The sequence below is a fragment of the Pectobacterium versatile genome, assembly GCF_003932035.1.
Taxonomy (GTDB): Bacteria; Pseudomonadota; Gammaproteobacteria; order Enterobacterales; family Enterobacteriaceae; genus Pectobacterium; species Pectobacterium versatile.
The window spans coordinates 2,122,892-2,148,732 of record NZ_CP034276.1; the positions used below are offsets into that span (position 1 = coordinate 2,122,892).

Consider the following 25,841-nt stretch of genomic DNA (forward strand, 5'->3'; position numbering starts at 1 on the left):
CTGATAGTAATCAATGTGACAAATAACCAGCGAATTCAGGCGTCTGCGGTTGGGTAAAGTGCGTCGCATCCCCTTGTTCAACGATGCGGCCGTTTTCCATATACACCACACGACTGGCCGTTTTACGGGCAAATTCAACTTCGTGGGTCACAATCACCTGCGTAATCCCGGTTTCTGCCAATTCACGGATGATGTTGACGACCTGAGCGGTAATTTCTGGATCCAGCGCGGCAGTCGGTTCATCAAATAACAGAACCTGAGGTTCCATCATCAGCGCACGGGCAATCGCGACACGCTGTTGTTGTCCGCCAGAAAGATGGAGAGGGAAGCGATCGGCAAAGTCATTGAGGCGCAGGCGCGTGAGCAGCTTGTCCGCCCGCGCTTTCGCTTCTTCTTTACTCAGCCCCAGCACGCGGCAGGGCGCTTCGATAAGATTCTGCACCACGGTCAAATGCGGCCACAAATTATATTGCTGGAACACCATTCCGACGTTCTGACGCAATTCACGGATCGCGCCGTCGGATGGCGTGCGCTGAAAATCAAACTGATTACCGGCGATGGAAAGCTTGCCAGAACGTGGCATTTCCAACAGATTAAGAACGCGTATCAGCGAGCTCTTTCCCGCACCGCTGGGACCAAGAAGAACCAGCGTTTCACCCGCAGGACAATCGAGGGTGATATCAAATAGCGCCTGGTATGTGCCGTAGAAACAGTTAATGCCGTTTAGTTGAATACTCATGCGTAAGAATTGAATAGACATTGATGCGGCGAATGTTAACGTCGGCAGAATAGTTATGCAATCACCGTGGGTTAAAATTTGCCAATAAGCGATTTGTTGATTAAATAATAGCACAAAATAGCGGCTTACAATCTGGGCGCTCGCTTTCTCATCGCGGATGCTAACAGTACCGCCGACTTATATTTACGTGTACTTAACATCCATTAGAAAAGCAGTGAAAGGAGACGACATGCAATTATCCACTACGCCGAATCTGGAAGGTTTCACCATCACTGAATATTGTGGCGTCGTAACCGGCGAAGCTATTCTTGGAGCAAACATCTTTCGGGACTTTTTTGCCAGCATCCGCGATGTCGTCGGCGGCCGTTCGGGTGCCTATGAGAAAGAGCTGCGTAAGGCGCGACAGATTGCGTTCAAAGAGTTACAGGAGCAAGCCGAAGATTTAGGGGCGAACGCCATTGTAGGCATCGATCTTGACTATGAAACCGTCGGGAAGGACGGCAGCATGCTGATGGTGACCGTGAGCGGTACTGCGGTAAAAGTTCGCCGCTAGCAGGTTAAAGCATAAAAGTATCTGGCGGAAAATAAGCACAATAGTGGAATAACAATGTTGAAATGGATGGTCTGCATAGCGCTGGGACTGTTGGCGGGTTGCCAATCAGCCTCCTCGTTGAAAGAACAGAATAATTATGTGCTGGAGACCGCAGTGCAGTCGCGGGCGCAGGAGTCCCGTATCCGCTTTCTGGTGATTCACTATACGGCGGAAGACTTTGCCACCTCGCTGAATATTCTGACGGATGAGCATGTCAGCGCCCATTACCTGATTCCAGCACGTCCACCTTTGCAGCGCGGCAAGCCGCTTGCCTGGCAACTGGTGCCTGAATCTCAGGCTGCCTGGCATGCGGGAGCCAGTAGCTGGCGCGGATTTAGTCGACTGAATAATTCTTCGATTGGTATTGAGATCGAAAACGCGGGCTATCAGCGCACGCTAACAGGCTATACGTGGGAGCCGTTTACCGCCTCGCAGATTCAGCTCGTGACTGCGATCGCCCGCGATATTGTCGACCGCTACCAGATTGCCCCGCAGAACGTGGTGGCGCACAGCGATATTGCTCCACAGCGCAAACAAGACCCCGGGCCGCTGTTCCCCTGGCAGGCGCTAGCACAAGCAGGCATTGGTGCCTGGCCGGATGTGCAGCGGGTCGCGTTCTATTTGAACGGACGACAGCCGATGCTGCCAGTGGATGAAGCGGTTCTGCTGGAAAAACTGGGGCGCTATGGTTACTCGGTGCAAGACACGATGACGGCGCGCGAAAAGCGGCAGGTGATTGCCGCTTTCCAGATGCATTTCCGTCCTGAGAATTACCAAGGCCAGCCAGATGCACAGAGCGAAGCGATCGTTGATGCGTTGCTGGAGAAATACGGCAGCCGCTAAACCGTTTCCTTTTCTGCCAGTTTCGCAATACGTGTCGCCATACCACGGAAGATAAACAGGTGAGCGGGCATCATTAGAAACCAATAGACCAGCCCGTTGAACCCAGAAGGGTGCCAGCGGGCGCGGACATCCACCGTTCGGTGGGTGCCCTTATCGGTGATGGTAAAGTTGAGTTTACCCAGCCCCGGTGCTTTCATGCCGAATAACAGCACTAGCTGACGCTGTGGCTTGATCGAAATAACCTTCCAGCCGTCAATCTTGTCGCCCACTTCCAGCGTCGGACGCTCGGGGCGTCCGTAAGTCACACCGTTGCCGCAGAGATCGTCCAGCCGAGCTCGGATATTCCAGAGTGTATTCGCGTAAAAATAGCCTTCTTTCCCGCCGACCTGCTGGATGACCTGCCAGAGCGCCTGACTGGAAGCGGACGTCTCCATCGTATGGCCCGCCTGTTTAGGATAAAAGCCGTAATTGGGCTTCCAGCGTGCGCGGACCTCGGTGTCATCGCCCCAGTCTGCCTGTTGTACGCTCTCCATTTCGCTTTGCAACGTAAAGCGCACGGCGTCATCAAAGCTAATCAGCGTTTGTGGGATCAATGCCTGGAGTTCGCGGCCATCGGCCTGTAAATCGTGTTTTAACCCCTGAATCAGCGCGCGGGCGATAGACGGGGGAACCGATGTCACCAAATGCAAGAACCAGACGGACACCAGATGCGTTGGCATGGGAACGGGTATCAGCAATCTGCGCTTGCCGCTGATCTGAATGAAACGCTCGAACATGGTCTGGTAGCTGATGTATTCGGGGCCTGCGGCATCCATGATGCGGTTTTCTGTCGCGGGATGCTGCGCGATATTGATCAGATACACCAGCAGGTTTTCCAGCGCAATGGGGGATGATTTAGATCGCACCCAGCGCGGCGGCGTCAGTATCGGCAGGTTATAGACCATATCGCGCATGATCTCGAACGCCGCCGAACCGGTACCGATAATAATACCTGCACGCAGCTCTGTGACGGGAATGCCGCTACTGCGTAAAACATCTCCCGTGATCTGGCGCGCTTGCATATGCGGCGAGGTATCGTCTTTCGCCTGAAGCGACCCCAGATAGATAATCTGTTTTACGCGGCTGGAGGCCAGTGCCAACAACAGATTCATGGCGGTCATCCGCTCTCTTGCCACGAAGTCCGCGCCGTCGCCCATGCTGTGCACCAGATAATAGAGTGTTTCCGCTCCCCACAGGCCATCAGGCAGGCTTTCTGGCTTAGCGAGATCAACTTGTTGGCAATCGACGCCCGGCCAATTCCGTGACGCGAGGGATTCGGTATTCCGACCAGCAGCGATGACTCGGTTGCCTTGTTTGCTCAATCGCTCGGTTAAATGGCGACCAATGTAGCCAGTTGCGCCCAGAATCAGGATCGGGGCTGAGGGGGATGTCATGTGCCAGCGGCTCCACAGCAAAATATAACCATGGCTTACTATAATCGCGAAAAGGCAAATCGCGAAAGGGCAAAAAGCGATGAAAAGTATGAGGTTAATGCTCGCCTGGAACCAAGCGCAATTTAGCATGACCTACCTGCCCGATAGCAGAGGCTACCGGACAGAAGGGGGTAAAACGCGGGCGTATCAGGCCAAAACGGTGTCGCCTTGCAACTGGCAACTACAGGCCAAAACATAGCCCTGTTCGATCTCGGCTGGTGTTAGCGTCATGGTACTACTGGTGGTGTAATTTCCGGATAGCACGCGGGTTTTGCAGCTTCCGCAAACACCGGCACGGCAGGCGGCGACAACCGGCACCTTATTGGCTTCCAACGCGGCCAGCAGACTGATTCCTACCGGAACGCGCAGATTTTTCAGCGGACGACTGATGGTCAGCGTGAGCTGATCGGCGTCGTCATCCAGTACTTCATCTGCCGGGCGGAACTGTTCTTTGAAGATCCGGTTTGAGGCAACGCCAAGCTGCTGACTCAGGGTTTCAATCTGATTCATGTACGGCGCTGGGCCGCAGGTCATCACGGTGCGGCTGGCGATATCCGGTACGTGTTCGACCAGCAGGTCTCCGCTGATGCGTCCAGAGAGGAAGCCGGGCGCAGCGTCAAATTCTGCCATCAGCGTCAGATGCAGTTGCTGCGGATAGCGCTGTACCAGATCCTGCCATTCTTTGGCGAAGATCACCTGTAGCGGATTGCGCACGTTGAAAATAACGTGGATATCGGTTTGTGGTTTGTTTGCCAGCAGCCAGCGGCACATCGACATAATCGGTGTGACACCGCAGCCTGCCGCCGCCATCAGGTAGCGATCGCTGAAGGCGTTGGCGCAGGTAAACTCGCCCTGTGCATCGGACAGCCACAGATAATCACCGACTTTCAGCGCCTGGGTCAGCCAGCGTGAGCCGACACCGTCGTCCAGTCTTCTTACCGTCAACGTGATAAAACGGCTGAGGCCCGGTGAAGACGAAATCGTATAAGCCCGTAGCGTCTCCGCGCTGTTGGCAATGCTGACTAATGCATACTGACCCGGCTGATAAGGATAAAAATCATGATTAACCAGTGAAATCGTCCAGACATCAGGCGTTTCCTGAGTAATCGAGTGTACCTGCATGCGGTTAGAGCACAGCGGTGTCGGCCCAATCTGTAGTGCGGGCATAGTCATAATCAATCTCCATAACAAACGGGTACGGTGAAGCGTGTAAAAATGGCGGCCCATAAGACAGTGGGCTTAGCGTGAGGCATCAATGCGATACCTCACGCTGCGTGACGAGGAACGCGCACCTCCGTCCGCATTGATTCATCAAGCGGCCAGAATGGTGTTCATGTCCTGTTCAACGGTGGTAATCGCTCGCATACCGAATTTATCGTTCAGAATGGCAAGCAGGTTGTCCGTCAGGAAGCCCGGAGCCGTCGGCCCGGTGTAGATATTCTTCACGCCGAGGGACAGCAGGGTGAGCAGGATGACAATCGCTTTCTGTTCAAACCAGGACAGCACCAGACTCAGAGGCAGGTCGTTCACGCCACAGCCCAATTTTTCCGCCAGTTTCACGGCCAGAATAATTGCCGCATAGGCGTCATTACATTGGCCGACATCCAGCAGACGTGGCAGGCCTTCCAACGTACCGAAGTCCAGTTTGTTGAAACGGTATTTACCGCAGGCCAGCGTCATAATCAGGCAGTCTTGCGGAACGCTCAGCGTGAAGTCAGTGAAGTAGCTACGTTCTTCACGGCTACCGTCACATCCACCAACCAGGAAGACGTGGCGCAGCTTTTTCTGTGCAACCAGATCGATGACGGTATCCGCGGCGCTCAGCAGCGTTTCACGACCAAAGCCGACGGTGATCATGTGCTCGATTTCGCTGTATGGGAAACCAGCCAGACCCTGTGCCTGTTCGATAACGGGGCTGAAATCATCGCCTTCCAGATGGTTCACGCCCGGCCAGCCAACGATGCTGCGCGTCCAGATGCGGTCGCCATAGTTACCCACGTTTGGATCGATAATGCAGTTAGAGGTCATGACGATCGCGCCAGGGAATTTGGCAAATTCAGTCTGCTGGTTCTGCCAGCCACTGCCGTAGTTACCCGCCAGATGCGTGAATTTTTTCAGCTCTGGGTAACCGTGCGCAGGCAACATCTCACCGTGGGTATAAATATTCACGCCGGTGCCTTCGGTTTGCTCTAGCAGCATGCGCAGGTCTTTCAGGTCATGACCGGAAATCAGAATCGCTTTACCCGCAATCGGGCGGACGTTAACGGAGGTCGGCTGTGGATGACCGTAAGCATTGGTTTCGCCATGGTCTAGGATCGCCATAACGTTGAAGTTCATTTTACCGATGCCCATTGCGTTGTTCAGCAGGGTGTCAACATCGGATGGCTGCGTGCCCAGCCATGCCATGAAGGCATGATATTCGGCATAAATCGCGTTGTCATACTGACCGAGAACGTGGGCGTGTTCCATATAGGCCGCCGCACCTTTCAGGCCGTAAAGGTTTAGCATGCGCAAGCCGTGAACGTCGTCACCCACGCTGGCTTTATCGCTGTCCAGCGCAAAATCCGCTGCCTGTTGCAGCAAGGTCGGAATATCGTTGCCAGCCAGTTGCAGGGCTGCCATTGGGTGATCCACAGTCGCGGTGGCATCGTGCAGACGGCAACGAACAGCCAGAGACTCACGCAGTGTAATGGCTTCCTGTGCGTAGCCAATAATGCGCTGAGAATCGAAGTTAACGTTGGTCAACGTCGAGAAGAAGGCGCGTGGCGCAAAGTTGTCGACATCGTGATCGATGATATCCAGCTCGCGCGCTTTCAGCGCCCAGGCAGAAAGCCCTTGCAGCACCGCAACCAGCAGGTCTTGCAGATCGGAGGTTTCTGCGGTTTTGCCGCACATACCCTGCGCGTAAGAGCAGCCGTTTCCAACAGGGGTACGAATCGTTTGTTCACATTGCACACAAAACATAATGACTTCCTTTTTTAAGTTGCATTTTAAATGCTTGTTTAAAGCATAGTGTTAGCCGAGGCAGGTAAAAAGGCTTTTTTACTGCAACTTTAGGTAAATTTGATTTAGCGCAAGTTTGGTGATGGGCAATGAAAATCACTCTCAATCACAGCCCATAAACGAGGGGGAAAACGGTGTTTAGTGTGCGCTTATGAAGAAAAGAGCGCCATCAGTATTGGCGCCGCGAGGCTTAATAAGAAACCATGTACGATAGCCGCAGGCACGACGTCGATACCCGCACTGCGCTGCAAAACGGGCAGCGTGAAATCCATCGAGGTTGCACCGCAAAGGCCTAACGCACAGGAGCGATTGCGCTGTGCCAACACGGGAACCAGCATAATCGCCAGCAACTCGCGAGTCAGATCGTTGAAAAACGCGGTGCTGCCGATGACGGGCCCGAGAGCATCGGTCAGCAGAATGCCTGACAGCGAATACCATCCATAGCCAGATGCCATCGCCAGACCGGTTTTCAGCGGCAGTCCCAGAATCCACGCGGCCAGCAGGCCACCACCGAGCGCACTGATACCGACGATAAGCGCAATGACCAGACCGCGACGGTTTAAGACGATTTGGCGCAACGTCATCCCGCTGTTACGCAGTTGAACGCCGACCAAAAAGAGCAGGAAGATCAGTGCATATTCGCTGCCTTTGCTGGCGTAGGTGAATCCCGACCATTGCGTTAAGCCCAGCAGAAAACCACCGAATACCACGCCGCAGAGTTTGAACGATTCAAGGATCATTCGCAGTCGGGAAGGTGGCGCCTCATCTCTGTACTTGCTACGCCACGCGCTGCGTTTTTCCCATAGCCACAGTGCAATGCCGTTTGCCGCGACAATACAGAAGGCGAAGACGGCAGTGTAGCGGAAGATCAGTAACAAATTGCTGCTGAGATTTTCCAGAAAGGCCAAGCTGATGCCCATCAAAAACAGAATAACGTACACCATCCAACTCAGTAGTTGGTTAATCAGCTGTAATGCTTTTTTGCCGCGCAGCGGTACCAGATAGCCAATGATGAGCGGTAATAAAATAATTAATAATCCTGAATACATCACAGAATTGATGTCCTTACGCGAGAAAAACGGCGCTAGCCCGTATTTTAGGATTGGCGGGGGTTGCCGTAGTCAAACAATGAGGCTTTTCTTCTTCATTTCTACCCCGATAGATATCGGCACGGCGGAAACACAAACCGTTCGTTAACAACATCGTGGGATTCATCGGCTACACTTGGCGGGAAGAAAAACGATAATCTATTAAAATTAAACAAATTATCGGAGTGAGTAAAGCGCTGTCTGGCAGGATATTCTATACGGTGAGCGTTTTTGCAGCAGAAACTCGCAGGCCGCTGCTACAGGAGAGAAGGATGCATCTGGAAAGTATTGAAATCCTAGGGTTTCGGGGAATCAATCGTCTGTCGCTGACGCTGGACGAGAACAATGTACTGATTGGTGAGAATGCCTGGGGGAAATCAAGCCTGCTGGATGCGCTCTCGCTGCTGCTGGCACCGACGCTGCCGCTTTATCATTTTGATATGCAGGATTTTCACTTCACGCCGGGGGATGAAAATAGCCGGGAAAAGCATCTTCAGGTTATTTTCACGTTTTGCGAGACGGCACCCGGCCATCATCTATCCCCTCGCTACCGTTCGCTAAGCCCCGTTTGGATAGAGGGAAATGAGTCGCTATACCGCGTTTTTTATCGGCTGGAGGGTGAAGTGGACGAAAGCCAGTCAGTTTTCACCTGGCGCAGCTTTCTGGACGCTGACGGACACCCAATACCACTGGATGATATTGATGAACTGGCCAGAGAAATTATCCGCCTGCACCCGGTGCTGCGGCTGCGAGACGCGCGTTTTATGCGGCGCCTGCGTTCTGGGACGCTGACCGCGACGTTAGATAACAGCAATGAAAAGCTGGCTCAGCAGTTTGAGCAACTGATGCGCGAACTGGTGCAAAATCCGCAGAAGCTGACGGATAAAGAACTTCGCCAAGGGCTGGTGGCGATGCGGCAACTGCTGGAGCACTATTTTTCCGAGCAGAACGCCACGGGTAATGACCGACGCCATCATCGGCATGCGCGAACGTACAACGGTAAATCGTGGCGATCGCTGGATAATATCAACCGTCTGATTGCCGATCCCAATAGCCGCAGTCGCCGAATTATCCTGCTGGAATTGTTTTCTACGCTGTTACAGGCGAAAGGATCGGTGGCGTTGGATCCCCATGCGCGTCCACTTTTGCTGATTGAAGACCCAGAAACCCGGCTGCACCCGATTATGCTATCCGTCGCCTGGGGGCTTCTGGTGCAGTTGCCACTCCAAAAGGTCACAACAACGAATTCAGGCGAGCTGCTGTCGCTGGTGCCGATGGAGCAGGTGTGCCGTCTGGTGCGGGAATCCTCACGGGTGGCGACATATCGCATTGGTCGTCAGGGTATGAATGCGGAAGACAGCCGACGCATTGCGTTTCACATTCGTATGAATCGACCCGCGTCACTCTTTGCCCGCTGCTGGCTGCTGGTGGAAGGGGAAACCGAAGTCTGGATGCTGAATGAACTGGCGCACCAATGTGGGCACCATTTTGAGGCGGAAGGGGTGAAAGTGATTGAATTTGCCCAGTCTGGACTCCGGCCATTGCTGAGGTTCGCACGTCATATGGGGATTGAATGGCATGTGCTGGTTGATGGCGACGACGCGGGGAAGAAATATGCCGCGACGGCAAAAAGCATGTTAACCGCACATGACGAGAGCGAGCGCGATCATTTGACCGTCTTGCCCGCATCGGACATGGAACACTACATGTATCGTGAGGGATTCAGCCACGTTTATCACCGCATCGCGCAGTTACCGGAGAAAGTGCCGCTCTCGATGCATAAAATCATCATCAAGGCGATCCATCGTTCATCCAAGCCCGATTTGGCGATTGAAGTGGCGATGGAAGCCGCAGCGATGGGCAGCGATGCCATCCCACCGCTTATTCGCAGCATGTTCTCCCGCGTGCTGTGGCTGGCCCGCGGGCGTGCAGATTAACAGTATCGACCAATAAAAAAATGCCGCTCAATATAACGAACGGCATTTGTCGCATTATAGTCATTTTACGGTTTAGCGTAGTGTGTTCTGAGTCGATGTGTAGGGTGTAGAAAGGGTCAGGATACGGCCTCGGCGATTTGCGGCACGATCAGGCAGGCATGATTGCCTTTCGGCCCTTGATGAACATCAAACCTGACAACCTGTCCGGCTTTCAGAGTCCGGTAGCCATCCATTTGAATGGTTGAGTAGTGCGCGAAGATATCGTCACCGCCCCCTTCTGGACAGATAAAACCAAACCCTTTGGCATTATTGAACCATTTAACAGTACCTGTCTCCATGCATTGACATCCTTCGCAAGAGTATTCTTTTCAGTAAGGTGTGGTTATTTGGTTACTACAAATACGAATTGATTAAAACCCCATCAATTCATCCGTACACTTTAGTGAAATCGATCCCGGCGTCAAGCGATCCACCGTGTGGTGAGGCGGGCAGTTTGCCAAAGTTTGATGCAGATAACGCTATTGATGAACCAACGATCGCGTTGCGTCATCAAGATATCGGTTACAGGCCTTGAATTTTGTTTTCCGGGAACCATTTAATCCCTCAGGTGGTAAAATAAAAAGCAGACGTGCTACTGTAAATGTAGAGATACCCGTCATCTTTCAAGTCGCAGGCGCTCATTTCCTGCTTCTCGGATCTATTAGGAATAACAGACCAATGTCGTGAGTCGCGATATTCGTTGCATGATGTGGATAGAGAATGGGAAACAACAGTACGTGGTCACAATCTGAGAACCTGACCACCGATAAACAGAAAGAAAAATTGCAGCCACCTTCCATGTATAACGTGGTGTTAAATAACGATGATTACACCCCGATGGAATTTGTTATTGACGTTCTGCAAAAGTTCTTTTCTTATGATATTGAACGTGCCACACAGCTTATGTTAACTGTGCATTATCAGGGTAAAGCGATTTGTGGCGTATTCAGCGCTGAAGTGGCTGAGACCAAGGTCGTACAAGTCAATCGTTATGCCAGAGAAAACGAGCACCCGCTGCTCTGTACGCTGGAAAAAGCCTGAAGTCAGGCGATTTATTGGGAGAGGTGCCTATGCTCAATCAAGAACTGGAACTCAGTCTCAACATGGCTTTCGCCAGAGCGCGTGAGCACCGACATGAGTTTATGACCGTGGAGCACCTGCTGTTGGCTCTGCTCAGTAACCCAGCCGCCCGTGAAGCATTGGAAGCATGCACGGTAGATTTAGCCGCGCTGCGTCAGGAACTGGAAGCGTTCATTGAGCAAACCACACCAACATTACCGCAGAGTGACGACGAGCGCGAAACGCAACCGACGCTCAGCTTCCAGCGCGTACTCCAACGTGCCGTCTTCCACGTGCAGTCCTCCGGCCGCAGCGAAGTGTCTGGTGCCAACGTTCTGGTCGCGATTTTTAGCGAACAGGAATCTCAGGCCGCCTACCTGCTGCGCAAGCATGACGTCAGCCGTCTGGATGTGGTGAATTTCATTTCTCACGGCACGCGTAAAGAAGAATCCGATCAGGCGCCGAACCCTGAAAGTCCCGTCAATGAAGAACAGGCAGGAGGGGAAGATCGTATGGAAAACTTCACCACCAATCTGAATCAGCTGGCTCGCGTTGGCGGTATCGATCCGCTCATTGGCCGAGAGAAAGAACTGGAGCGTACGGTTCAGGTGCTGTGCCGCCGTCGTAAAAATAATCCGCTGCTGGTCGGCGAATCTGGCGTCGGTAAAACCGCGATTGCTGAAGGGCTGGCCTGGCGTATTGTGCAGGGCGATGTACCAGAAGTGATGGCGGAGTGCACCCTGTACTCGCTGGACATCGGCGCGCTGCTGGCAGGCACCAAATACCGTGGTGATTTTGAAAAACGCTTCAAGGCACTGTTGAAACAGTTGGAGCAGGATAAAAACAGTATTCTGTTCATTGATGAAATCCACACGATTATCGGCGCTGGCGCGGCGTCCGGTGGCCAGGTCGATGCCGCTAATTTGATTAAACCACTGCTTTCCAGCGGCAAAATTCGTGTTATCGGCTCGACCACCTATCAGGAATTCAGCAATATCTTTGAAAAGGATCGGGCGCTGGCGCGTCGTTTCCAGAAAATCGATATCACTGAACCGAGCGTGGAAGAAACCATACAAATCATTAATGGTCTGAAGCCGAAATATGAGGCTCACCATGATGTTCGCTATACGTCGAAAGCGGTTCGTGCCGCGGTAGAACTGGCCGTGAAATACATCAATGACCGTCACCTGCCGGATAAAGCGATTGATGTGATCGATGAAGCGGGTGCGCGCAGCCGTCTGATGCCGGTTAGCAAACGTAAGAAAACGGTCAATGTGAGTGACATCGAATCGGTTGTCGCTCGTATCGCCCGTATTCCAGAAAAAACCGTCTCCGCCAGCGATCGCGATGTGCTGAAAAATCTCAGTGACCGCTTGAAAATGCTGGTATTTGGGCAGGACAAAGCAATCGAAGCACTGTCCGAATCTATCAAGATGAGTCGTGCAGGTCTGGGTCAGGAGCGTAAGCCGGTCGGTTCCTTCCTGTTTGCCGGTCCTACCGGTGTAGGTAAGACGGAAGTGACGTTACAGCTGGCCAAAGCGCTGGATATTGAACTGCTGCGCTTTGATATGTCCGAATACATGGAGCGCCATACGGTTAGCCGTTTGATTGGTGCGCCTCCGGGCTATGTGGGCTACGATCAGGGCGGCCTGCTGACGGATGCGGTGATTAAGCATCCTCATGCGGTGCTGTTGTTGGATGAGATCGAAAAAGCGCATCCTGACGTCTTTAACCTGCTGTTGCAGGTGATGGATAACGGTACGCTGACGGACAACAATGGCCGTAAAGCGGATTTCCGCAATGTTATTGTCGTCATGACCACCAACGCAGGCGTGCGGGAAACACAGCGTAAATCCATCGGCATCATCCATCAGGACAACAGTACTGATGCGATGGAAGAAATTAAGAAGGTGTTTACGCCAGAGTTCCGTAACCGTCTGGACGGCATTATCTGGTTCAACCATCTGTCGACCGATGTCATTCAGCAGGTTGTCGATAAGTTTATCGTAGAACTTCAGGCGCAGCTGGATGCGAAAGGCGTGTCGCTGGAAGTGAGCGATGAAGCGCGCGACTGGCTGGCAGAGAAAGGCTATGACAAAGCAATGGGCGCACGACCAATGGCACGCGTGATGCAGGAAAGCCTCAAGAAACCGCTGGCTAACGAGCTGCTGTTTGGTTCGCTGGTGGACGGGGGGTCTGTGACGGTGGAACTGGATAAAGAAACGCAGCAGCTGACGTATGGCTTCGTGAGTGCGCAGAAGCGAAAAGCAGAAAGCGTTAATTAATCAATATCGTGTGTTATCTAAGAGGGATGCTGAGGCATCCCTTTTTTATTGGGTTCCCGACCACTTTGGGTGCGCTATTTCGCATCATGGCCCAGTTAAAAGTACGATTCTTGGATCTTTTCGGATAGGCCAAGATTTTGCACAATCATGACTAGCGAGTAGTCGGCCCTGTGCATTGTCGCTGGCGTGTGGCCGTCTCTCTTCTCTTTCATCCTATCCCGTTTTGGAGTTCACTATGAGCCAACGTCTTGATTACTACAGCAAGTCTCCCGATGCCGCTAAAAAGTATCTGGAGTTCAATAATATTCTGCACAAGAAACCGTTTCTGGCTGAAATAGGCCATCTGGTTACGCTACGCGCTTCTCAACTTAACGGCTGTGCATTTTGCGTTGATATGCACGTTAAAGAAGCCAAGATTAATGGGGAGCGCGAGCTACGCCTGCACCACGTGGCCGTCTGGCGTGAATCACCGCTTTTCTCTCCGCGCGAGCGTGCTGCGCTGGAGTGGACAGAAGTGCTGACTCATCTTCCGCCGCACGGCGTGCCCGACGAGGTATTTACGCGCGTTCGTGAACAGCTGTCAGAAGAAGATCTGGCTGACTTATCTTTCATGATTATCGCGATTAATGGCTGGAATCGTCTGGGCGTCGCGTTTCAGGTCGTTCCCGGCTCCGCAGATAAACTGTACGGCTTGGAAAAAGCCAATCTGAGCTAATTAGCTCCCGTGCTGTTCAAGCTCGGCGAGAATCAATGTGGCAAGCCGTTCCGGTTCTGCCATCGTGGCGCAGTTGGTGAAACTGGCGAGTAGCGCGTTATCACCATTTCCTGATACTGCCCAGCGTGATAGCGGTTGAACGGCAATACCCTGAGCCAGCAGGCGGTCGGCAAGCTGCCGATCGCGAATGCTATCTGGCAGGCGTAACACTAAGTGCATCCCGCCGGGCTGCGAATCGATGTGTATACGGTTCCCCAAAATACTTTGTAGCGCAGCGATGGTGGCGGTGCGACGTTCTGCATAAAGGCGTCGCGTGCGCTGAATGTGCCGGGCAAAATGGCCTTCAGCGATGAAGCTGGCAACGATAGACTGCGTCATTGTTGGCGATGCGGAAGCGAAGAAAGTTCGGCTGATGTGTTCAAAGGTGGCAATTTGTGCCTGCGGTACAACCAAATAAGCCAACCGAATCCCCGGGAATAACACCTTGCTGAAGGTGCCCGCATACAGAACCCGCCCATGGCGATCCAGACTGGCGAGCGCTGGGAGCGGGCGACTGACGTAACGATATTCCCCATCATAATCATCCTCCACTACCCAGGCGTTCTGCTCGGTTGCCCACTGCAATAATGCCTGTCGCCGAGGAAGCGATAACGACATCGACAGAGGACTTTGATGTGCAGGAGTGACAACGGCCATACTGGCGTCATTCGCCAGCGCGATGCCGCGCTCCACATTGAGTCCTTCGCGATCGACGCTTACCGGAACCGGACATAAGCCAGATTGCGATAGTAGCTGGCGAGTGGGGGGATAACCGGGATCTTCAACCCAGACGCGCTGCCCAGATTTCAGCAAGGCTAGCGCTGTGAGTTGCAAATTGGCGCGCCAACCTGAGGTGATGAATACCTGATTTGCGGTACAGTCAATGCCACGTGCCACTTGCAGATAAGAGGCGATAGCGTTTCTTAGCGCTGGCAAGCCATAAGGTGCAGGGTAATCCCAATCCGGTAATTGCATGCTGCGAAGATAGCGTGCGCCCAGTCTAGCCCAGAGTTTGCGCGGAAAGGCATCAAAAGCGGGAACCCCCATTTGAAAGGGCAACAGCTGCGATGGACGCCACAGTATGTTTTGTTCATCGTCTGGTGCTGAGGGGGATATAGTCGCATCGGTAACGGACGTTGGCGCTAAGGGTAAATCGGGATTCACAAGCGTTCCTGCTTGCCCGCGTGCCTGAAGATAACCTTCAGCAATCAGCAACGAGTAGGCCTGTTCTATGGTTCCGCGTGCGACGCCGAGCTCTTTCGCAAGCATACGTGCGGAAGGCAGACGGTCACCCGGAGACAATAGGCCTACGCTGATAGCCCGACGCACCCGCTCGTAAAGCTGTCGGTAAAGCGGCGTACCTTCCTGAAAGGAAAGGGGGAAAAATAGGGGAGAGTCAGGCTTCATAGGCGGAATCCATGACAAGCAGGCTGTTGACCTTAAAACGGTGCCCCAAAAACAAAAGCCCTTGCCATGAAGGGAAGGGCTGGGGAGGGAGTCACATCCTCATATATCGCTAATAATAGCGATGAGCGAACCGGTTAACGGCTGCGGAAGACAATGCGGCCTTTACTCAGGTCGTACGGGGTTAACTCTACAGTGACTTTGTCACCCGTCAGGATGCGGATATAGTTTTTACGCATTTTACCGGAGATATGAGCGGTAACCACGTGCCCGTTTTCCAATTCAACGCGGAACATGGTGTTGGGCAGCGTATCAAGCACGGTGCCTTGCATTTCAATATTGTCTTCTTTGGCCATCGAATCCTCTAGGTCTAACTACCTTTATTTTTTAACCGCAAGATAATGCCGAAAAACCGACATTATGTAAAGAAGCGTTCACGTTTGGGGCGTTATTTACACGGTTTCCTCTATCACCCTGTCGGTTCGGCGAGCTGTTGTGGTAGCCAACAACCGTCATCGACGGCAATATCCTGCCACTGGAAAAGCAGTTGCAGAAAGCGTTCGCGGGGAATTTCACTCACGCCCAGTGACGCCGTATGGGAATTTAACACCTGACAATCAATCAAATGACCGCCGTGGCGAATAAAATGCTGCTGGAACGCCAGCAGTGCATATTTTGAGGCGTTATCCATGCGGCTGAACATTGATTCACCGCAAAATAATCGCCCTTGTTCAATACCATATAACCCACCAACCAGTGCGCCATTGTGCCACACTTCGACGGAATGTGCTTTCCCAACCTGATGAAGCTGGCGATAAGCTGAAATTATGTCTGGCGTAATCCAGGTGCCATCATGGTGTTCATGCGCGCAGGCGTGGATGACATCATCAAATGCCTGATTGAGCGTGGCATGAAAAGTATGACGTTTTAGGAATTTTTTCATGCTGCGGCTGAGATGGAATTCACCGGGAAAGAGAACCGCACGCGGATTCGGAGACCACCATAAGAGAGGTTCACTGGGGGAGTACCAAGGGAAAATGCCCTGTCGGTAAGCCGCTTTCAGCCTGGCAACGGAGAGATCGCCGCCAACGGCCAGCAGGCCGTTGGGGTCATCCAGCGCATGATTCGGATCAGGAAACTGAAGCGATTGAGACGATAGCTGGTATAGGCGCATATTTTTCAAACGTTGTGTTTCACTGAAATTGCCTTAAACGTGTTGGCGGAATTGCCAATAACGGCCTTGCTGTGCCATTAAAGCCTGATGGCTGCCCTGTTCGATCACTTTGCCATCGTCCAAAATACAGATGCGATCCATCGACTCTAAGCCGTATAGCCGATGAGTGATGACGATCAGCGTCTTATTGGCACAGTGCTGGCGGAGCAGTTGCAGAATACGCTTTTCGGTTTCTGCATCCAACCCTTCAGTGGGTTCATCCAATAGAACGAGCGGCGCGTCGTGCAATAAGGCACGTGCCAACGCGATACGGCGCTGTTCGCCACCGGACAGTTGTCGACCGCCTTCTCCCAGCCAGGCATTCAGTCCCTCGTTTTCCAGCAGTTTTTCTAACCCAACCTGCTGTAATACCTCGGCCAGTTTTTCATCTCGTGCAGTCGGCGCTGCTAGCAGTAGGTTATCACGCAGCGTGGCGCTGAAAATATGCACGCGTTGTGGCACCACGCTCATCATGGCGCGGAGATCTTCTTCTCTCCAGTCGGCAAGGGGGTGACCATTCAGCGTAATGTCTCCGTATTCACAATTCCATGCTCGAGTCAGCAATTGTAATAGCGTAGATTTCCCGCATCCGGTACGCCCCAGCAGCGCCAGATGCTCGCCCGGTTGAATGGAAAGAGTAATATTCTGTAGCACGGGCTGGGGTTGACCAGGATACGTGAAACCGACATGTGAGATGTCTAGCGCCGCCTCACGCGAGGTTTCTGGCCCATGTTCTGGGAACGTGACGTCAACGGGCTGGCGAATGATTTGATCGACCCGAGCCGCGGAGGCAATCACTTGTCCCATATGCTGGAAGGCTACCGTGACGGGGGCCAGCGCTTCGAAGGCGGCAAGCGAGGCGAACACAAACAGCGCAATCAATGCACCGGGCTGTGGATTACCACCAACACCAGCGGCTGCCAGCCACAGAATCAGGGTAACGGTCAATCCGCTGCATAAAATCATCACCGCCTGAGACAGACCGGTAAGGTTGGCCTGCTGACGCTGGCGACGCAGCCAGTTAATTTCCACCAGAGCCAACTGCTGACGGACGCGACTGAGTGCGCCGAAGACGGTGAGTTCCGCCTGACCTTGTAGCCAGGTCGTTAGCTGAAGGCGGTATTGTGCACGCAGCGCGGTCAAATCCTGCCCGATGCCGTTTCCTGCCCGATAAAAGATAATCGGCAGGCACAGCAGTAGTACTAGCATAATGGCACCCAGCGTCAGAGCCAGTGAGGCATCAATGAAGCTCAGGCCGTAACAGACGATAAGAATGACGGCGAATGCGCTGACGATGGGGGAAATCACACGAAGATAGAGGTGGTCGAGCGTATCGACGTCCGCCACCAGCCGGTTTAGCAGTTCAGCCTGACGAAATTGTGCCAGTCCACCCGGAGAGAGCGGCAGAATGCGAGAAAAAGTGAAAACACGTAAGCGCAGCAAAACGCGGAAGGTGGCATCGTGACTGACAACTCTTTCCCCGTAGCGCCCAGCCGTACGGGCGATAGCCGCGCCTCGCACGCCAGCGGCGGGCAACATATAGTTAAAGGTGAGCAGCCCGACGATCCCCGCCAGCGCAGCACCCGCCAGAAACCAGCCGGATAAGGCGAGTAGACCAATGCTGGCCAGCAACGTAGCAATGGCCAAGACCACGCCCAGACTCAAATACCAGAAGTGCTGACGATAAAGTGCCAGAAACGGTTTTAATACCTGCATCGTTTTCATCTGAGCCATTACAGCGCCTCCTGTCGTTGTGCCAGTAGCGTCGCGAAGGGACCCGCTTCGGCTCGGAGTGTTTGATAATCACCCTGTTGAACTAACTGACCGCTGTCCATTACCCAGATCGCGTCATACTCGGCGATCTCGGTGAGTTGATGCGTGACCAGCAGCGTGGTCTGCGAACGCGCTGCGTCATTCAGCGCCGTCATGACGAGATCCTCGCTATGGGCATCCAGACTGGCTGACGGCTCATCCAACAGCAGTAAGTTGCAAGGATGAATAAGCGCACGGGCAACGGCGACGCGCTGTGCCTGCCCGACGGAAAGGCGTGCCGCACCGTCACCGATCGTCGTTTCCAGACCCTGCGGGAGCTGTGGTAAAAATTCCTGTACATGTGCGCGCTCAATCGCTTGCTGCAATTCCACAATACTGGCCTGTGGGTTACCCAGCAGAATATTGCTGCGGAGCGTCTGTTCCGGTAAATGAGGGTTTTGCCCGACCCAGCTCAACTGCTGACGCCATGATTCAGGTGTCAGCGTGTTCAGCGCCTGACCGTTGACGGTGAGTGAACCACGATAGGGTAGGAATCCCAGTAGGACATTCAGCAGTGAGCTTTTTCCTGCTCCGCTGAGGCCGACCAGTGCGATACGTTCACCTGCGCGAATATCGAACGTCAGCGGTTGGGTCAGCGGTGTGCCATTTGGTGCGAGGACAACCAGATTTTCCGCTCGGATAGCAATGGCGCTATCGCTGCTGAATTCTTGTGTGCCAAAGCCGACCGTTTCGCCTTCTTCTGACAAAAAAGTTACCAGCGATTCTGCTGCGCCGATAGCCTGAGCCTTGGCATGATAGAAGGTGCCCAAATCGCGTAAAGGCTGAAAGAATTCTGGAGCCAGAATCAATACGAGAAAGCCGGCGAAGAGCGTCACGCCCATGCCGTAATGACCAAAATCCAGTTCCCCGAGATAAGAGAAACCGAAATAGACGGCGACAACAGCGATTGAAATGGAGGCGAAAAACTCCAGCACGCCCGAGGAGAGAAACGCCATGCGCAATACTTCCATTGTGCGACTACGGAAATCTTCGGAAGCATGACGGATTTGTTCGATTTCAGCCTTGCCACGATGGAACAGACGCAGAGTCTCCATCCCGCGCAGGCGATCGAGGAAGTGTCCGCTCAGGCGTGCCAGCGCCAGAAAGTTACGTCGGTTAGCATCCGCCGCGCCCATGCCAACCAGCGCCATAAAAAGCGGGATAAGCGGGGCGGTTAGAAACAGAATCAGGCCAGCAGCCCAATTGAGCGGGAAAATCGTGATTAAGATAAGCAGCGGAATCAGCGCGGCAAGATACATTTGTGGCAGATAGCGGGCGTAATAATCCTGCATATCATCAACCTGCTCAAGAATCATCGTTGCCCAACTGCCGGCGGGTTTGCCCTGAACCCAAGCAGGGCCAAGCTGTTGCAATCGATCCAGTACCAGCTTACGAATTTGCTGCCGAACGGCTTGTCCGCAAAGAAAACCAACACGCTCGCGTAACATACTGTTGAGTGCGCGCAGAATAAATGTGGCAATCAGCAGAAGGAAAGGGGAGAGCAAGGATTCGCGAGAGGCGTGCTCGATGATCAAGGCATGAAGCAGCGTCGCTAACAGCCAGGCTTGTGCCACGATTAACGCCCCGCTCAGGAATCCAAGCAGTAGTGAAATCCGTAGCCAACGTTGCGCCAGCTTACTCTGTTGTTTCAGCCAGGCGGTCAGTTCTTGCTGTCGGGTTTTTTTCATCAGGCACCAGTTCGTTATATTGCAGAAATGGACTTAACAGAAAATAACTCTCATATAACCGTTAGTTAACAAAATTATCTTCTATCACGCAGAATGACGCCATGTTACCGCGACAGAGACGCGCTGCAAACGAAAAGGAGAGGGGAAATGAGTGAGGCGATCAATTTTTGTGTTGCGGAAAGCAACCAGAAGGAAGAAAACGGAACGGCTATTGCCGTTCCGTTATGAGTACGCTCTTACTTGTTGACGGTCAGTCCGTCCAGGTAGCGTTCAGCATCCAGTGCCGCCATACAGCCGGTACCTGCGGAGGTAATAGCCTGACGGTAGATGTGATCCATGACGTCGCCTGCGGCAAAGACGCCAGGAATGCTGGTCTGTGTCGCGTTGCCGTGAATCCCGGACTGCACTTTGATATAACCGTTTTCCAGTTCCAACTGACCGCCAAATACGGCCGTGTTCGGGCTGTGGCCGATAGCGATAAACACGCCAGCCAGCTCCAGCTCTTCTGCGGCGTCGCTCTGCGTATCGCGGATACGAACGCCGGTTACACCCATGTCATCGCCCAGCACGTCGTCCAGCGTACGATTGGTATGCAGGATGATGTTGCCGTTTTTAACTTTGTCCATCAGGCGATCAATCAGAATCTTCTCTGAACGGAACGTCTCGCGACGGTGAATTAAATGCACTTCCGCAGCGATGTTAGACAAATACAAGGCTTCTTCTACCGCGGTATTCCCGCCGCCAACCACGGCGACTTTCTGGTTACGGTAGAAGAAACCGTCACAGGTTGCACAGGCAGAAACCCCTTTGCCTTTAAACGCCTCTTCAGATGGCAGGCCGAGATAACGTGCTGATGCCCCGGTGGCGATGATCAGTGCGTCACAGGTGTATTCGGCGCTATCACCGAATAAACGGAAGGGACGGTTCTGCAAATCAACACGTTCGATATGATCGAAGATCACTTCAGTATTGAATTTGGTCGCGTGCGCATGCATACGCTCCATTAACAGCGGGCCAGTTAAATCATCGGCATCACCCGGCCAATTTTCTACTTCGGTCGTGGTCGTCAACTGACCGCCTTTTTCCATACCAGTGATTAATACTGGCTGTAAATTCGCCCGTGCAGCATAAACAGCGGCAGTGTAGCCAGCCGGGCCTGAACCCAGAATCAATAACTTGTGATGTTTAACAGTACCCATGCTTTCCTCATTTCATGACGGCGGATAAGGTTCATATGAACGGTCTCTACGACAAACACGTTTCTTTACTATGAACAGTCTCTACCACGGACAATGCGAATGATTGTAAGGAAATTACAAGAGTAAAAAAAGTATGCAGAAAAGTTGCTGGCTATTTGTTTAATCGTTAATGACGATGGTGACGACAAATCGCTGAAAAATCAGCCACATTCATAAGTAAAATGATTGAAGTCACCTCGGCGAAGGGCTCTAGCTTATCCAATCTGGCAGTTTCTTCTGATTTTCGTTGTTTTGCTTTGACAATCGGCTGTGCATTTGCGAAAACATCTGGGTAAGAGGAAATTTTTTGTATGTGAACAGTTAAAAGCTCGGCTTTTTATTCGTTTTTGCGCAGGTAGGCCTTTGGGCCACGGATATGACGTGATGGTCTTCTTCGCGGGTAAGCAATACGTGGGGCGAGAACGAGAAGTTAATGACTGTTGATATACAAAATAGGCAGCGTGTCTTCTTTAAGGGTAGCTCTGATACATGAGGTCTATCGGGGTAAAGCGGGGCAGGGAAAAGTGAAGAGAGACAATAATAATGGTAGACACTAAAAAACGGCCAGGAAAAGATCTCGATCGTATTGATCGTAACATCCTGAACGAATTGCAAAAAGATGGGCGTATTTCCAATGTCGAGCTTTCCAAACGTGTTGGGCTTTCGCCAACGCCTTGTCTGGAACGTGTGCGTCGTCTGGAAAGACAGGGTTTTATTAATGGCTACACAGCGCTGCTAAACCCGCATTATCTGGATGCGTCACTGCTGGTTTTTGTTGAAATAACGCTAAACCGCGGTGCGCCTGATGTGTTTGAACAGTTTAACTCTGCGGTGCAGAAGCTGGAAGAAATTCAGGAATGTCATCTGGTTTCCGGTGATTTTGACTACCTGTTGAAAACACGCGTGCCGGACATGTCTGCTTATCGTAAACTCCTGGGCGAAACGCTGCTGCGTTTGCCGGGCGTAAACGACACCCGTACTTACGTGGTGATGGAAGAAGTGAAGCAAAGCAACCGTCTGGTCATTAAGACCCGGTAAACGTGTGGGTGCAAAACCCGATAAATTCAGCTACACTCCTGTGAATTTATACAGTCCCAGCGCCGGGTTTTCTCGGCGCTTTGTCATAAACCTTACAGGCCCCTGGAGAGACTCTTGAGCCAGGAATATACAGAAGATAAAGACGTTACCCTGAAGAAACTCAGCGGAACGCGTCGCTTGCTTGAAGCGATTTTAATCGTTGTGGCACTTTTTGCGGTTTATCTCGGTGTCGCACTACTCAGTTTCAGCCCCTCCGATCCTAGTTGGTCACAAACCGCTTGGCATGAACCTATCCACAACTTTGGTGGTGTGGCGGGTGCCTGGTTGGCGGATACGCTGTTCTTTATTTTTGGCGTTCTGGCCTATGCCATTCCACCGATTATGTTATCCCTGTGCTGGGCGGCTTTCCGTCAGCGTGATAACCAACAATCTATTGAATATTTTACCTTTTCACTTCGCCTGATTGGGACATTGGCGCTGATCCTGACCTCTTGCGGTTTGGCTGCGCTGAATATTGACGATCTCTACTATTTTGCTTCCGGTGGTGTTTTGGGAAGCCTGTTGAGCAGCTCAATGATCCCGCGTTTCAACAGCATGGGTGCAACGCTGATTCTGCTGTGCGTGTGGGGGGCAGGGTTAACGCTGTTTACCGGCTGGTCATGGTTAACGATCGCTGAAAAAATTGGCGCGGGGGTGTTGGGTTGTCTGACGTTTATGTCAAACCGTTCGCGCCGCGACGAGGACTATCGTGAAGAAAACGATAGTGAAGAGGATGAACGTGATGTGCTTAACCTGCGCCACGATGAGGCCTCAGGTGAGGCAATAACACAACAGCGTGATGACGATGATGTTCTGTTTTCTGCGCCTTCTGTTGCTGATGCGGCAAACGACACGGCGGCAGACAATCAGATAGAAGTGTCATCACCGTTAGCGGAGAACGCACCGACAGCGACACAACCGATCCTTTCCGCAGAAACGCCAGTGGCAGGGTCAACATTGTCTGGTGTGGCAGTGTCTGATTCCGCATTACCAGTAGCAGCATTCTCTGGTTCATCGTCTGGCATTGTGCCACCCGTTACCCCATCCGCGATTGATTCGACGCCGTCGCTAAATCCGCCGCTGTATTCGTTTGAAGTCCCTGAAACGCCAGCGACAATGCCAGAGATTGCAACCTCGCCTGAACTCCATAGCAGTGTGTATGCACCTTACGGAAATAGTTACGGAGAGAGTGCCGTACCACCGATTGTCTCGGCACCTGTGGTTCAACCTTTTGCTGAGCCGCCACAACCTGCACGCGATACGGATTTCAATACGAACAGCACGTTTATGCCTGCGTTCAGTGCCGATGGCGATGATAATCCGCAGATTAAACGCGGCGTAGGGCCTGAACTGCCGCGTCCTAATCCAGTACGTATTCCTACTCGCCGCGAGCTGGCGTCATACGGAATCAAACTGCCGTCGCAGCGGCTGGCTGAAGAGCAAGCAAGGTTGCAGGCGCAGAACGGTAGCGCAGAAACGGAATTGGCGAATGATGTGTATCAGGAAGAAACACCGGATGACATCGCCCAGCAGGAAGCGGCATTGCAGCAAGCGTATCTGGATCAGCAACGTCAGCGTTACGGTGATGAATACCCGTTACAGGAAGATGATGAAGACGCGCTTCTGCAAGCGCAGCTAGCCAGAGATTTCGCAGCACAGCAGCAGTCACGTTATGACGACAGTGCGTTGCAGCGCGATGAGGAAATCCCTGCTCCGATAGCACCGCCTGCGATCAGTGATCCCGTTCAACCAAACCCTGTTACATCGCACAACGCTTTTTCATTCTCGCCGTTTAGTGCGGAGAATGAACGCGAGCCTGAACCGCGTACGTTCAGTGAATCGACCTATTCACAGCCGTCCTATAACACCGAGCCAGAGCTTCCGCCGATGCATGCTGGTGAAGATGAGGACGACGAGGATGAGCACAACCCGTTGACGTTTAGTCAGCCAGCACAACCGGTGTCAGCGCCTGTTGAGGTTGCGAAACAGGAAAATGTGGCAACACCAACGCATCATCCGGCAATGGATGGCTTGATTCATCCGTTCCTGATGCGTAATGAACAACCGCTGCAGAAGCCGACTACGCCGCTGCCAACGTTGGATTTGTTGACGCCACCGCCGGCTAGCGAAGCGCCTGTTGATAATTTTGCACTGGAACAGACGGCGCGACTGATTGAAGCGCGCCTGGCTGATTTCCGAGTAAAAGCCGATGTGGTCGATCACTCTCCCGGGCCGGTGATCACACGGTTTGAATTGGATCTGGCTCCGGGCGTTAAAGCGGCTCGTATCTCGAATTTGTCGCGCGATTTGGCTCGTTCACTGTCGGTTGTCGCGGTGCGTATTGTTGAGGTTATCCCCGGCCGACCGTACGTCGGGCTAGAGTTGCCGAATGCGCATCGCCAGACGGTTTATCTGCGAGAAGTGTTGGACTGCGATCAGTTCCGGGATAATCCATCGCCGCTGTCGATTGTGTTGGGTAAAGATATTGCGGGTGAACCTGTCGTTGCCGATTTAGCGAAAATGCCACACCTGCTGGTTGCGGGTACGACAGGGTCGGGTAAATCGGTCGGCGTTAACGCCATGATCATCAGTATGTTGTATAAAGCCACGCCAGAAGACGTACGCTTTATCATGATTGACCCGAAAATGCTGGAACTCTCGGTATACGAAGGTATTCCGCATTTGTTGACGGAAGTCGTGACCGACATGAAGGATGCAGCCAATGCGTTGCGCTGGTGTGTCGGTGAAATGGAACGCCGTTACAAGCTCATGTCAGCGCTTGGCGTACGTAATCTGGCGGGATACAACGAACGGGTGATGACGGCAAATGCAATGGGCCGCCCGATTCCCGATCCGTTCTGGAAGCCAGGTGACAGTATGGATATGACGCCGCCAGTGCTGGAAAAACTGCCGTATATTGTCGTGATGGTCGATGAATTTGCTGACTTGATGATGGCGGTGGGTAAGAAAGTTGAAGAGTTGATTGCCCGACTGGCGCAAAAAGCGCGTGCTGCGGGGATCCACTTGGTGCTGGCGACGCAGCGTCCTTCGGTTGATGTCATCACCGGATTGATCAAGGCGAACATTCCGACGCGTATCGCGTTTACCGTTTCCAGCAAAATCGACTCACGGACTATCCTCGATCAAGGTGGCGCGGAGTCGCTATTGGGGATGGGAGATATGCTGTATATGGCGCCTAACTCTTCGATACCTGTCCGTGTTCATGGCGCTTTTGTGCGTGATGAGGAAGTTCACGCCGTCGTTCAGGACTGGAAAGCACGTGGCCGCCCTCAATATGTCGATAATATTGTCAGCGGTGGCGACGATGCAGAAGGCGGAAGCCTCGGTCTTGATGGCGATGAAGAACTCGATCCGCTGTTCGATCAGGCGGTAGAGTTTGTCGTCGATAAGCGGCGTGCATCCATCTCTGGCGTGCAGCGTCAGTTCCGAATCGGCTATAACCGCGCTGCGCGAATCGTTGAGCAAATGGAGGCGCAGGGTATTGTCAGTTCTCCAGGGCACAACGGTAACCGCGAGGTATTGGCACCGCCATCGATGGAATGAGAATACCGTACTGATTGACGTCATTCTACTAAGG

At 52.8% G+C, this 25,841-nt stretch carries 20 protein-coding genes; 8 read left to right on the forward strand and 12 right to left on the reverse strand.

Annotated elements, in window-relative coordinates; translation table 11 throughout:
- Positions 1 to 10: 10 nt before the first annotated feature.
- Entirely contained in the window at positions 11 to 739 is a 729-nt protein-coding gene (artP, locus tag EIP93_RS09670) for an arginine ABC transporter ATP-binding protein ArtP (protein ID WP_279629364.1), read from the reverse strand.
- Between the two features lie 229 nt (positions 740 to 968).
- Here artP and EIP93_RS09675 point away from each other — a divergent pair, with 229 nt between their 5' ends.
- Complete coding sequence (locus tag EIP93_RS09675) at positions 969 to 1,292, forward strand: heavy metal-binding domain-containing protein (RefSeq protein ID WP_005967367.1); 324 nt, start codon at positions 969 to 971, stop codon at positions 1,290 to 1,292.
- A 54-nt stretch (positions 1,293 to 1,346) separates the two neighbouring features.
- The gene (locus EIP93_RS09680) at positions 1,347 to 2,174 is read left to right on the forward strand and encodes an N-acetylmuramoyl-L-alanine amidase (protein ID WP_103860918.1); all 828 of its coding nucleotides are present in this window, start codon (positions 1,347 to 1,349) and stop codon (positions 2,172 to 2,174) included.
- Here the strand turns inward: EIP93_RS09680 and EIP93_RS09685 are convergent.
- From EIP93_RS09685 to EIP93_RS09700, 4 genes are all read right to left on the reverse strand, one after another.
- A complete protein-coding gene (locus EIP93_RS09685) occupies positions 2,171 to 3,607 on the reverse strand; it encodes a DUF2867 domain-containing protein (protein ID WP_125232638.1) in 1,437 nt (478 codons plus the stop codon). The genes EIP93_RS09680 and EIP93_RS09685 overlap by 4 nt on opposite strands.
- 186 nt (positions 3,608 to 3,793) lie before the next feature.
- Entirely contained in the window at positions 3,794 to 4,819 is a 1,026-nt protein-coding gene (gene hcr, locus EIP93_RS09690) for an NADH oxidoreductase (RefSeq protein ID WP_103940593.1), read from the reverse strand.
- Between the two features lie 138 nt (positions 4,820 to 4,957).
- Complete coding sequence (gene hcp, locus EIP93_RS09695) at positions 4,958 to 6,610, reverse strand: hydroxylamine reductase (RefSeq protein WP_125232639.1); 1,653 nt, start codon at positions 6,608 to 6,610, stop codon at positions 4,958 to 4,960.
- Positions 6,611 to 6,798: 188 nt separating this feature from the next.
- Positions 6,799 to 7,698, reverse strand: coding sequence for a LysO family transporter (locus EIP93_RS09700; RefSeq protein ID WP_103970985.1), 900 nt, complete (start codon positions 7,696 to 7,698; stop codon positions 6,799 to 6,801).
- Between the two features lie 311 nt (positions 7,699 to 8,009).
- Between EIP93_RS09700 and EIP93_RS09705 the strand changes: the two genes are divergently transcribed.
- On the forward strand, positions 8,010 to 9,674 hold the full coding sequence (locus EIP93_RS09705) for an ATP-dependent endonuclease (protein WP_125232640.1): 1,665 nt from the start codon (positions 8,010 to 8,012) through the stop codon (positions 9,672 to 9,674).
- A 116-nt stretch (positions 9,675 to 9,790) separates the two neighbouring features.
- Here EIP93_RS09705 and cspD read toward each other — a convergent pair whose 3' ends face one another.
- Positions 9,791 to 10,012 (reverse strand): cold shock-like protein CspD, encoded by a 222-nt coding sequence (cspD, locus tag EIP93_RS09710; protein ID WP_095699219.1) that lies wholly within the window; start codon positions 10,010 to 10,012, stop codon positions 9,791 to 9,793.
- 421 nt (positions 10,013 to 10,433) lie between these two features.
- Between cspD and clpS the strand changes: the two genes are divergently transcribed.
- The 3 genes from clpS (at position 10,434) to EIP93_RS09730 (ending at position 13,772) form a co-directional block, all read left to right on the forward strand.
- Positions 10,434 to 10,754 (forward strand): ATP-dependent Clp protease adapter ClpS, encoded by a 321-nt coding sequence (gene clpS / locus EIP93_RS09720; RefSeq protein WP_010306375.1) that lies wholly within the window; start codon positions 10,434 to 10,436, stop codon positions 10,752 to 10,754.
- A gap of 29 nt (positions 10,755 to 10,783) precedes the next feature.
- Positions 10,784 to 13,057 (forward strand): ATP-dependent Clp protease ATP-binding subunit ClpA, encoded by a 2,274-nt coding sequence (gene clpA / locus EIP93_RS09725; protein WP_103860910.1) that lies wholly within the window; start codon positions 10,784 to 10,786, stop codon positions 13,055 to 13,057.
- A 235-nt stretch (positions 13,058 to 13,292) separates the two neighbouring features.
- On the forward strand, positions 13,293 to 13,772 hold the full coding sequence (locus EIP93_RS09730) for a carboxymuconolactone decarboxylase family protein (protein ID WP_010306367.1): 480 nt from the start codon (positions 13,293 to 13,295) through the stop codon (positions 13,770 to 13,772).
- On the opposite strand, the gene pdxR is transcribed toward EIP93_RS09730, so the two are convergent.
- The 6 genes from pdxR to trxB form a co-directional block, all read right to left on the reverse strand.
- Positions 13,773 to 15,218, reverse strand: a complete 1,446-nt coding sequence (gene pdxR, locus EIP93_RS09735; RefSeq protein WP_125232641.1) for a MocR-like pyridoxine biosynthesis transcription factor PdxR — start codon at positions 15,216 to 15,218, stop codon at positions 13,773 to 13,775.
- A gap of 134 nt (positions 15,219 to 15,352) precedes the next feature.
- Positions 15,353 to 15,571, reverse strand: coding sequence for a translation initiation factor IF-1 (gene infA / locus EIP93_RS09740; protein WP_002211347.1), 219 nt, complete (start codon positions 15,569 to 15,571; stop codon positions 15,353 to 15,355).
- 113 nt (positions 15,572 to 15,684) lie between these two features.
- A complete protein-coding gene (gene aat, locus EIP93_RS09745) occupies positions 15,685 to 16,389 on the reverse strand; it encodes a leucyl/phenylalanyl-tRNA--protein transferase (RefSeq protein ID WP_125233329.1) in 705 nt (234 codons plus the stop codon).
- 33 nt (positions 16,390 to 16,422) lie between these two features.
- Positions 16,423 to 18,144, reverse strand: coding sequence for a heme ABC transporter ATP-binding protein/permease CydC (gene cydC / locus EIP93_RS09750; RefSeq protein WP_405078185.1), 1,722 nt, complete (start codon positions 18,142 to 18,144; stop codon positions 16,423 to 16,425).
- Between the two features lie 17 nt (positions 18,145 to 18,161).
- Positions 18,162 to 19,928 carry a heme ABC transporter permease/ATP-binding protein CydD gene (cydD, locus tag EIP93_RS09755; RefSeq protein ID WP_125232643.1) on the reverse strand — a complete coding sequence of 589 codons (1,767 nt, stop codon included), beginning with the start codon at positions 19,926 to 19,928 and terminating at the stop codon, positions 18,162 to 18,164.
- A gap of 236 nt (positions 19,929 to 20,164) precedes the next feature.
- Positions 20,165 to 21,127 (reverse strand): thioredoxin-disulfide reductase, encoded by a 963-nt coding sequence (trxB, locus tag EIP93_RS09760; protein ID WP_039276288.1) that lies wholly within the window; start codon positions 21,125 to 21,127, stop codon positions 20,165 to 20,167.
- 582 nt (positions 21,128 to 21,709) lie between these two features.
- On the opposite strand from trxB, the gene lrp reads away from it, so the two are divergent.
- Both lrp and EIP93_RS09770 read left to right on the forward strand, forming a co-directional pair.
- On the forward strand, positions 21,710 to 22,204 hold the full coding sequence (gene lrp, locus EIP93_RS09765) for a leucine-responsive transcriptional regulator Lrp (RefSeq protein WP_005967536.1): 495 nt from the start codon (positions 21,710 to 21,712) through the stop codon (positions 22,202 to 22,204).
- A 114-nt stretch (positions 22,205 to 22,318) separates the two neighbouring features.
- Complete coding sequence (locus EIP93_RS09770; protein WP_125232644.1) at positions 22,319 to 25,807, forward strand: DNA translocase FtsK 4TM domain-containing protein; 3,489 nt, start codon at positions 22,319 to 22,321, stop codon at positions 25,805 to 25,807.
- Positions 25,808 to 25,841 lie beyond the last annotated feature (34 nt).

What these genes read in the sequence shown, in the direction of transcription:
- hcr (WP_103940593.1), bottom strand. Translation starts at nt 4,819, where the DNA reads ATGACTATGCCCGCACTACAGATTGGGCCGACACCGCTGTGCTCTAAC.
- EIP93_RS09675 (WP_005967367.1), top strand. Translation starts at nt 969, where the DNA reads ATGCAATTATCCACTACGCCGAATCTGGAAGGTTTCACCATCACTGAA.
- trxB (WP_039276288.1), bottom strand. Translation starts at nt 21,127, where the DNA reads ATGGGTACTGTTAAACATCACAAGTTATTGATTCTGGGTTCAGGCCCG.
- EIP93_RS09680 (WP_103860918.1), top strand. Translation starts at nt 1,347, where the DNA reads ATGTTGAAATGGATGGTCTGCATAGCGCTGGGACTGTTGGCGGGTTGC.
- aat (WP_125233329.1), bottom strand. Translation starts at nt 16,389, where the DNA reads ATGCGCCTATACCAGCTATCGTCTCAATCGCTTCAGTTTCCTGATCCG.
- clpS (WP_010306375.1), top strand. Translation starts at nt 10,434, where the DNA reads ATGGGAAACAACAGTACGTGGTCACAATCTGAGAACCTGACCACCGAT.
- cydC (WP_405078185.1), bottom strand. Translation starts at nt 18,144, where the DNA reads ATGCAGGTATTAAAACCGTTTCTGGCACTTTATCGTCAGCACTTCTGG.
- clpA (WP_103860910.1), top strand. Translation starts at nt 10,784, where the DNA reads ATGCTCAATCAAGAACTGGAACTCAGTCTCAACATGGCTTTCGCCAGA.
- EIP93_RS09685 (WP_125232638.1), bottom strand. Translation starts at nt 3,607, where the DNA reads ATGACATCCCCCTCAGCCCCGATCCTGATTCTGGGCGCAACTGGCTAC.
- cspD (WP_095699219.1), bottom strand. Translation starts at nt 10,012, where the DNA reads ATGGAGACAGGTACTGTTAAATGGTTCAATAATGCCAAAGGGTTTGGT.
- infA (WP_002211347.1), bottom strand. Translation starts at nt 15,571, where the DNA reads ATGGCCAAAGAAGACAATATTGAAATGCAAGGCACCGTGCTTGATACG.
- hcp (WP_125232639.1), bottom strand. Translation starts at nt 6,610, where the DNA reads ATGTTTTGTGTGCAATGTGAACAAACGATTCGTACCCCTGTTGGAAAC.
- EIP93_RS09730 (WP_010306367.1), top strand. Translation starts at nt 13,293, where the DNA reads ATGAGCCAACGTCTTGATTACTACAGCAAGTCTCCCGATGCCGCTAAA.
- EIP93_RS09700 (WP_103970985.1), bottom strand. Translation starts at nt 7,698, where the DNA reads ATGTATTCAGGATTATTAATTATTTTATTACCGCTCATCATTGGCTAT.
- artP (WP_279629364.1), bottom strand. Translation starts at nt 739, where the DNA reads ATGAGTATTCAACTAAACGGCATTAACTGTTTCTACGGCACATACCAG.
- cydD (WP_125232643.1), bottom strand. Translation starts at nt 19,928, where the DNA reads ATGAAAAAAACCCGACAGCAAGAACTGACCGCCTGGCTGAAACAACAG.
- pdxR (WP_125232641.1), bottom strand. Translation starts at nt 15,218, where the DNA reads ATGAAGCCTGACTCTCCCCTATTTTTCCCCCTTTCCTTTCAGGAAGGT.
- lrp (WP_005967536.1), top strand. Translation starts at nt 21,710, where the DNA reads ATGGTAGACACTAAAAAACGGCCAGGAAAAGATCTCGATCGTATTGAT.
- EIP93_RS09705 (WP_125232640.1), top strand. Translation starts at nt 8,010, where the DNA reads ATGCATCTGGAAAGTATTGAAATCCTAGGGTTTCGGGGAATCAATCGT.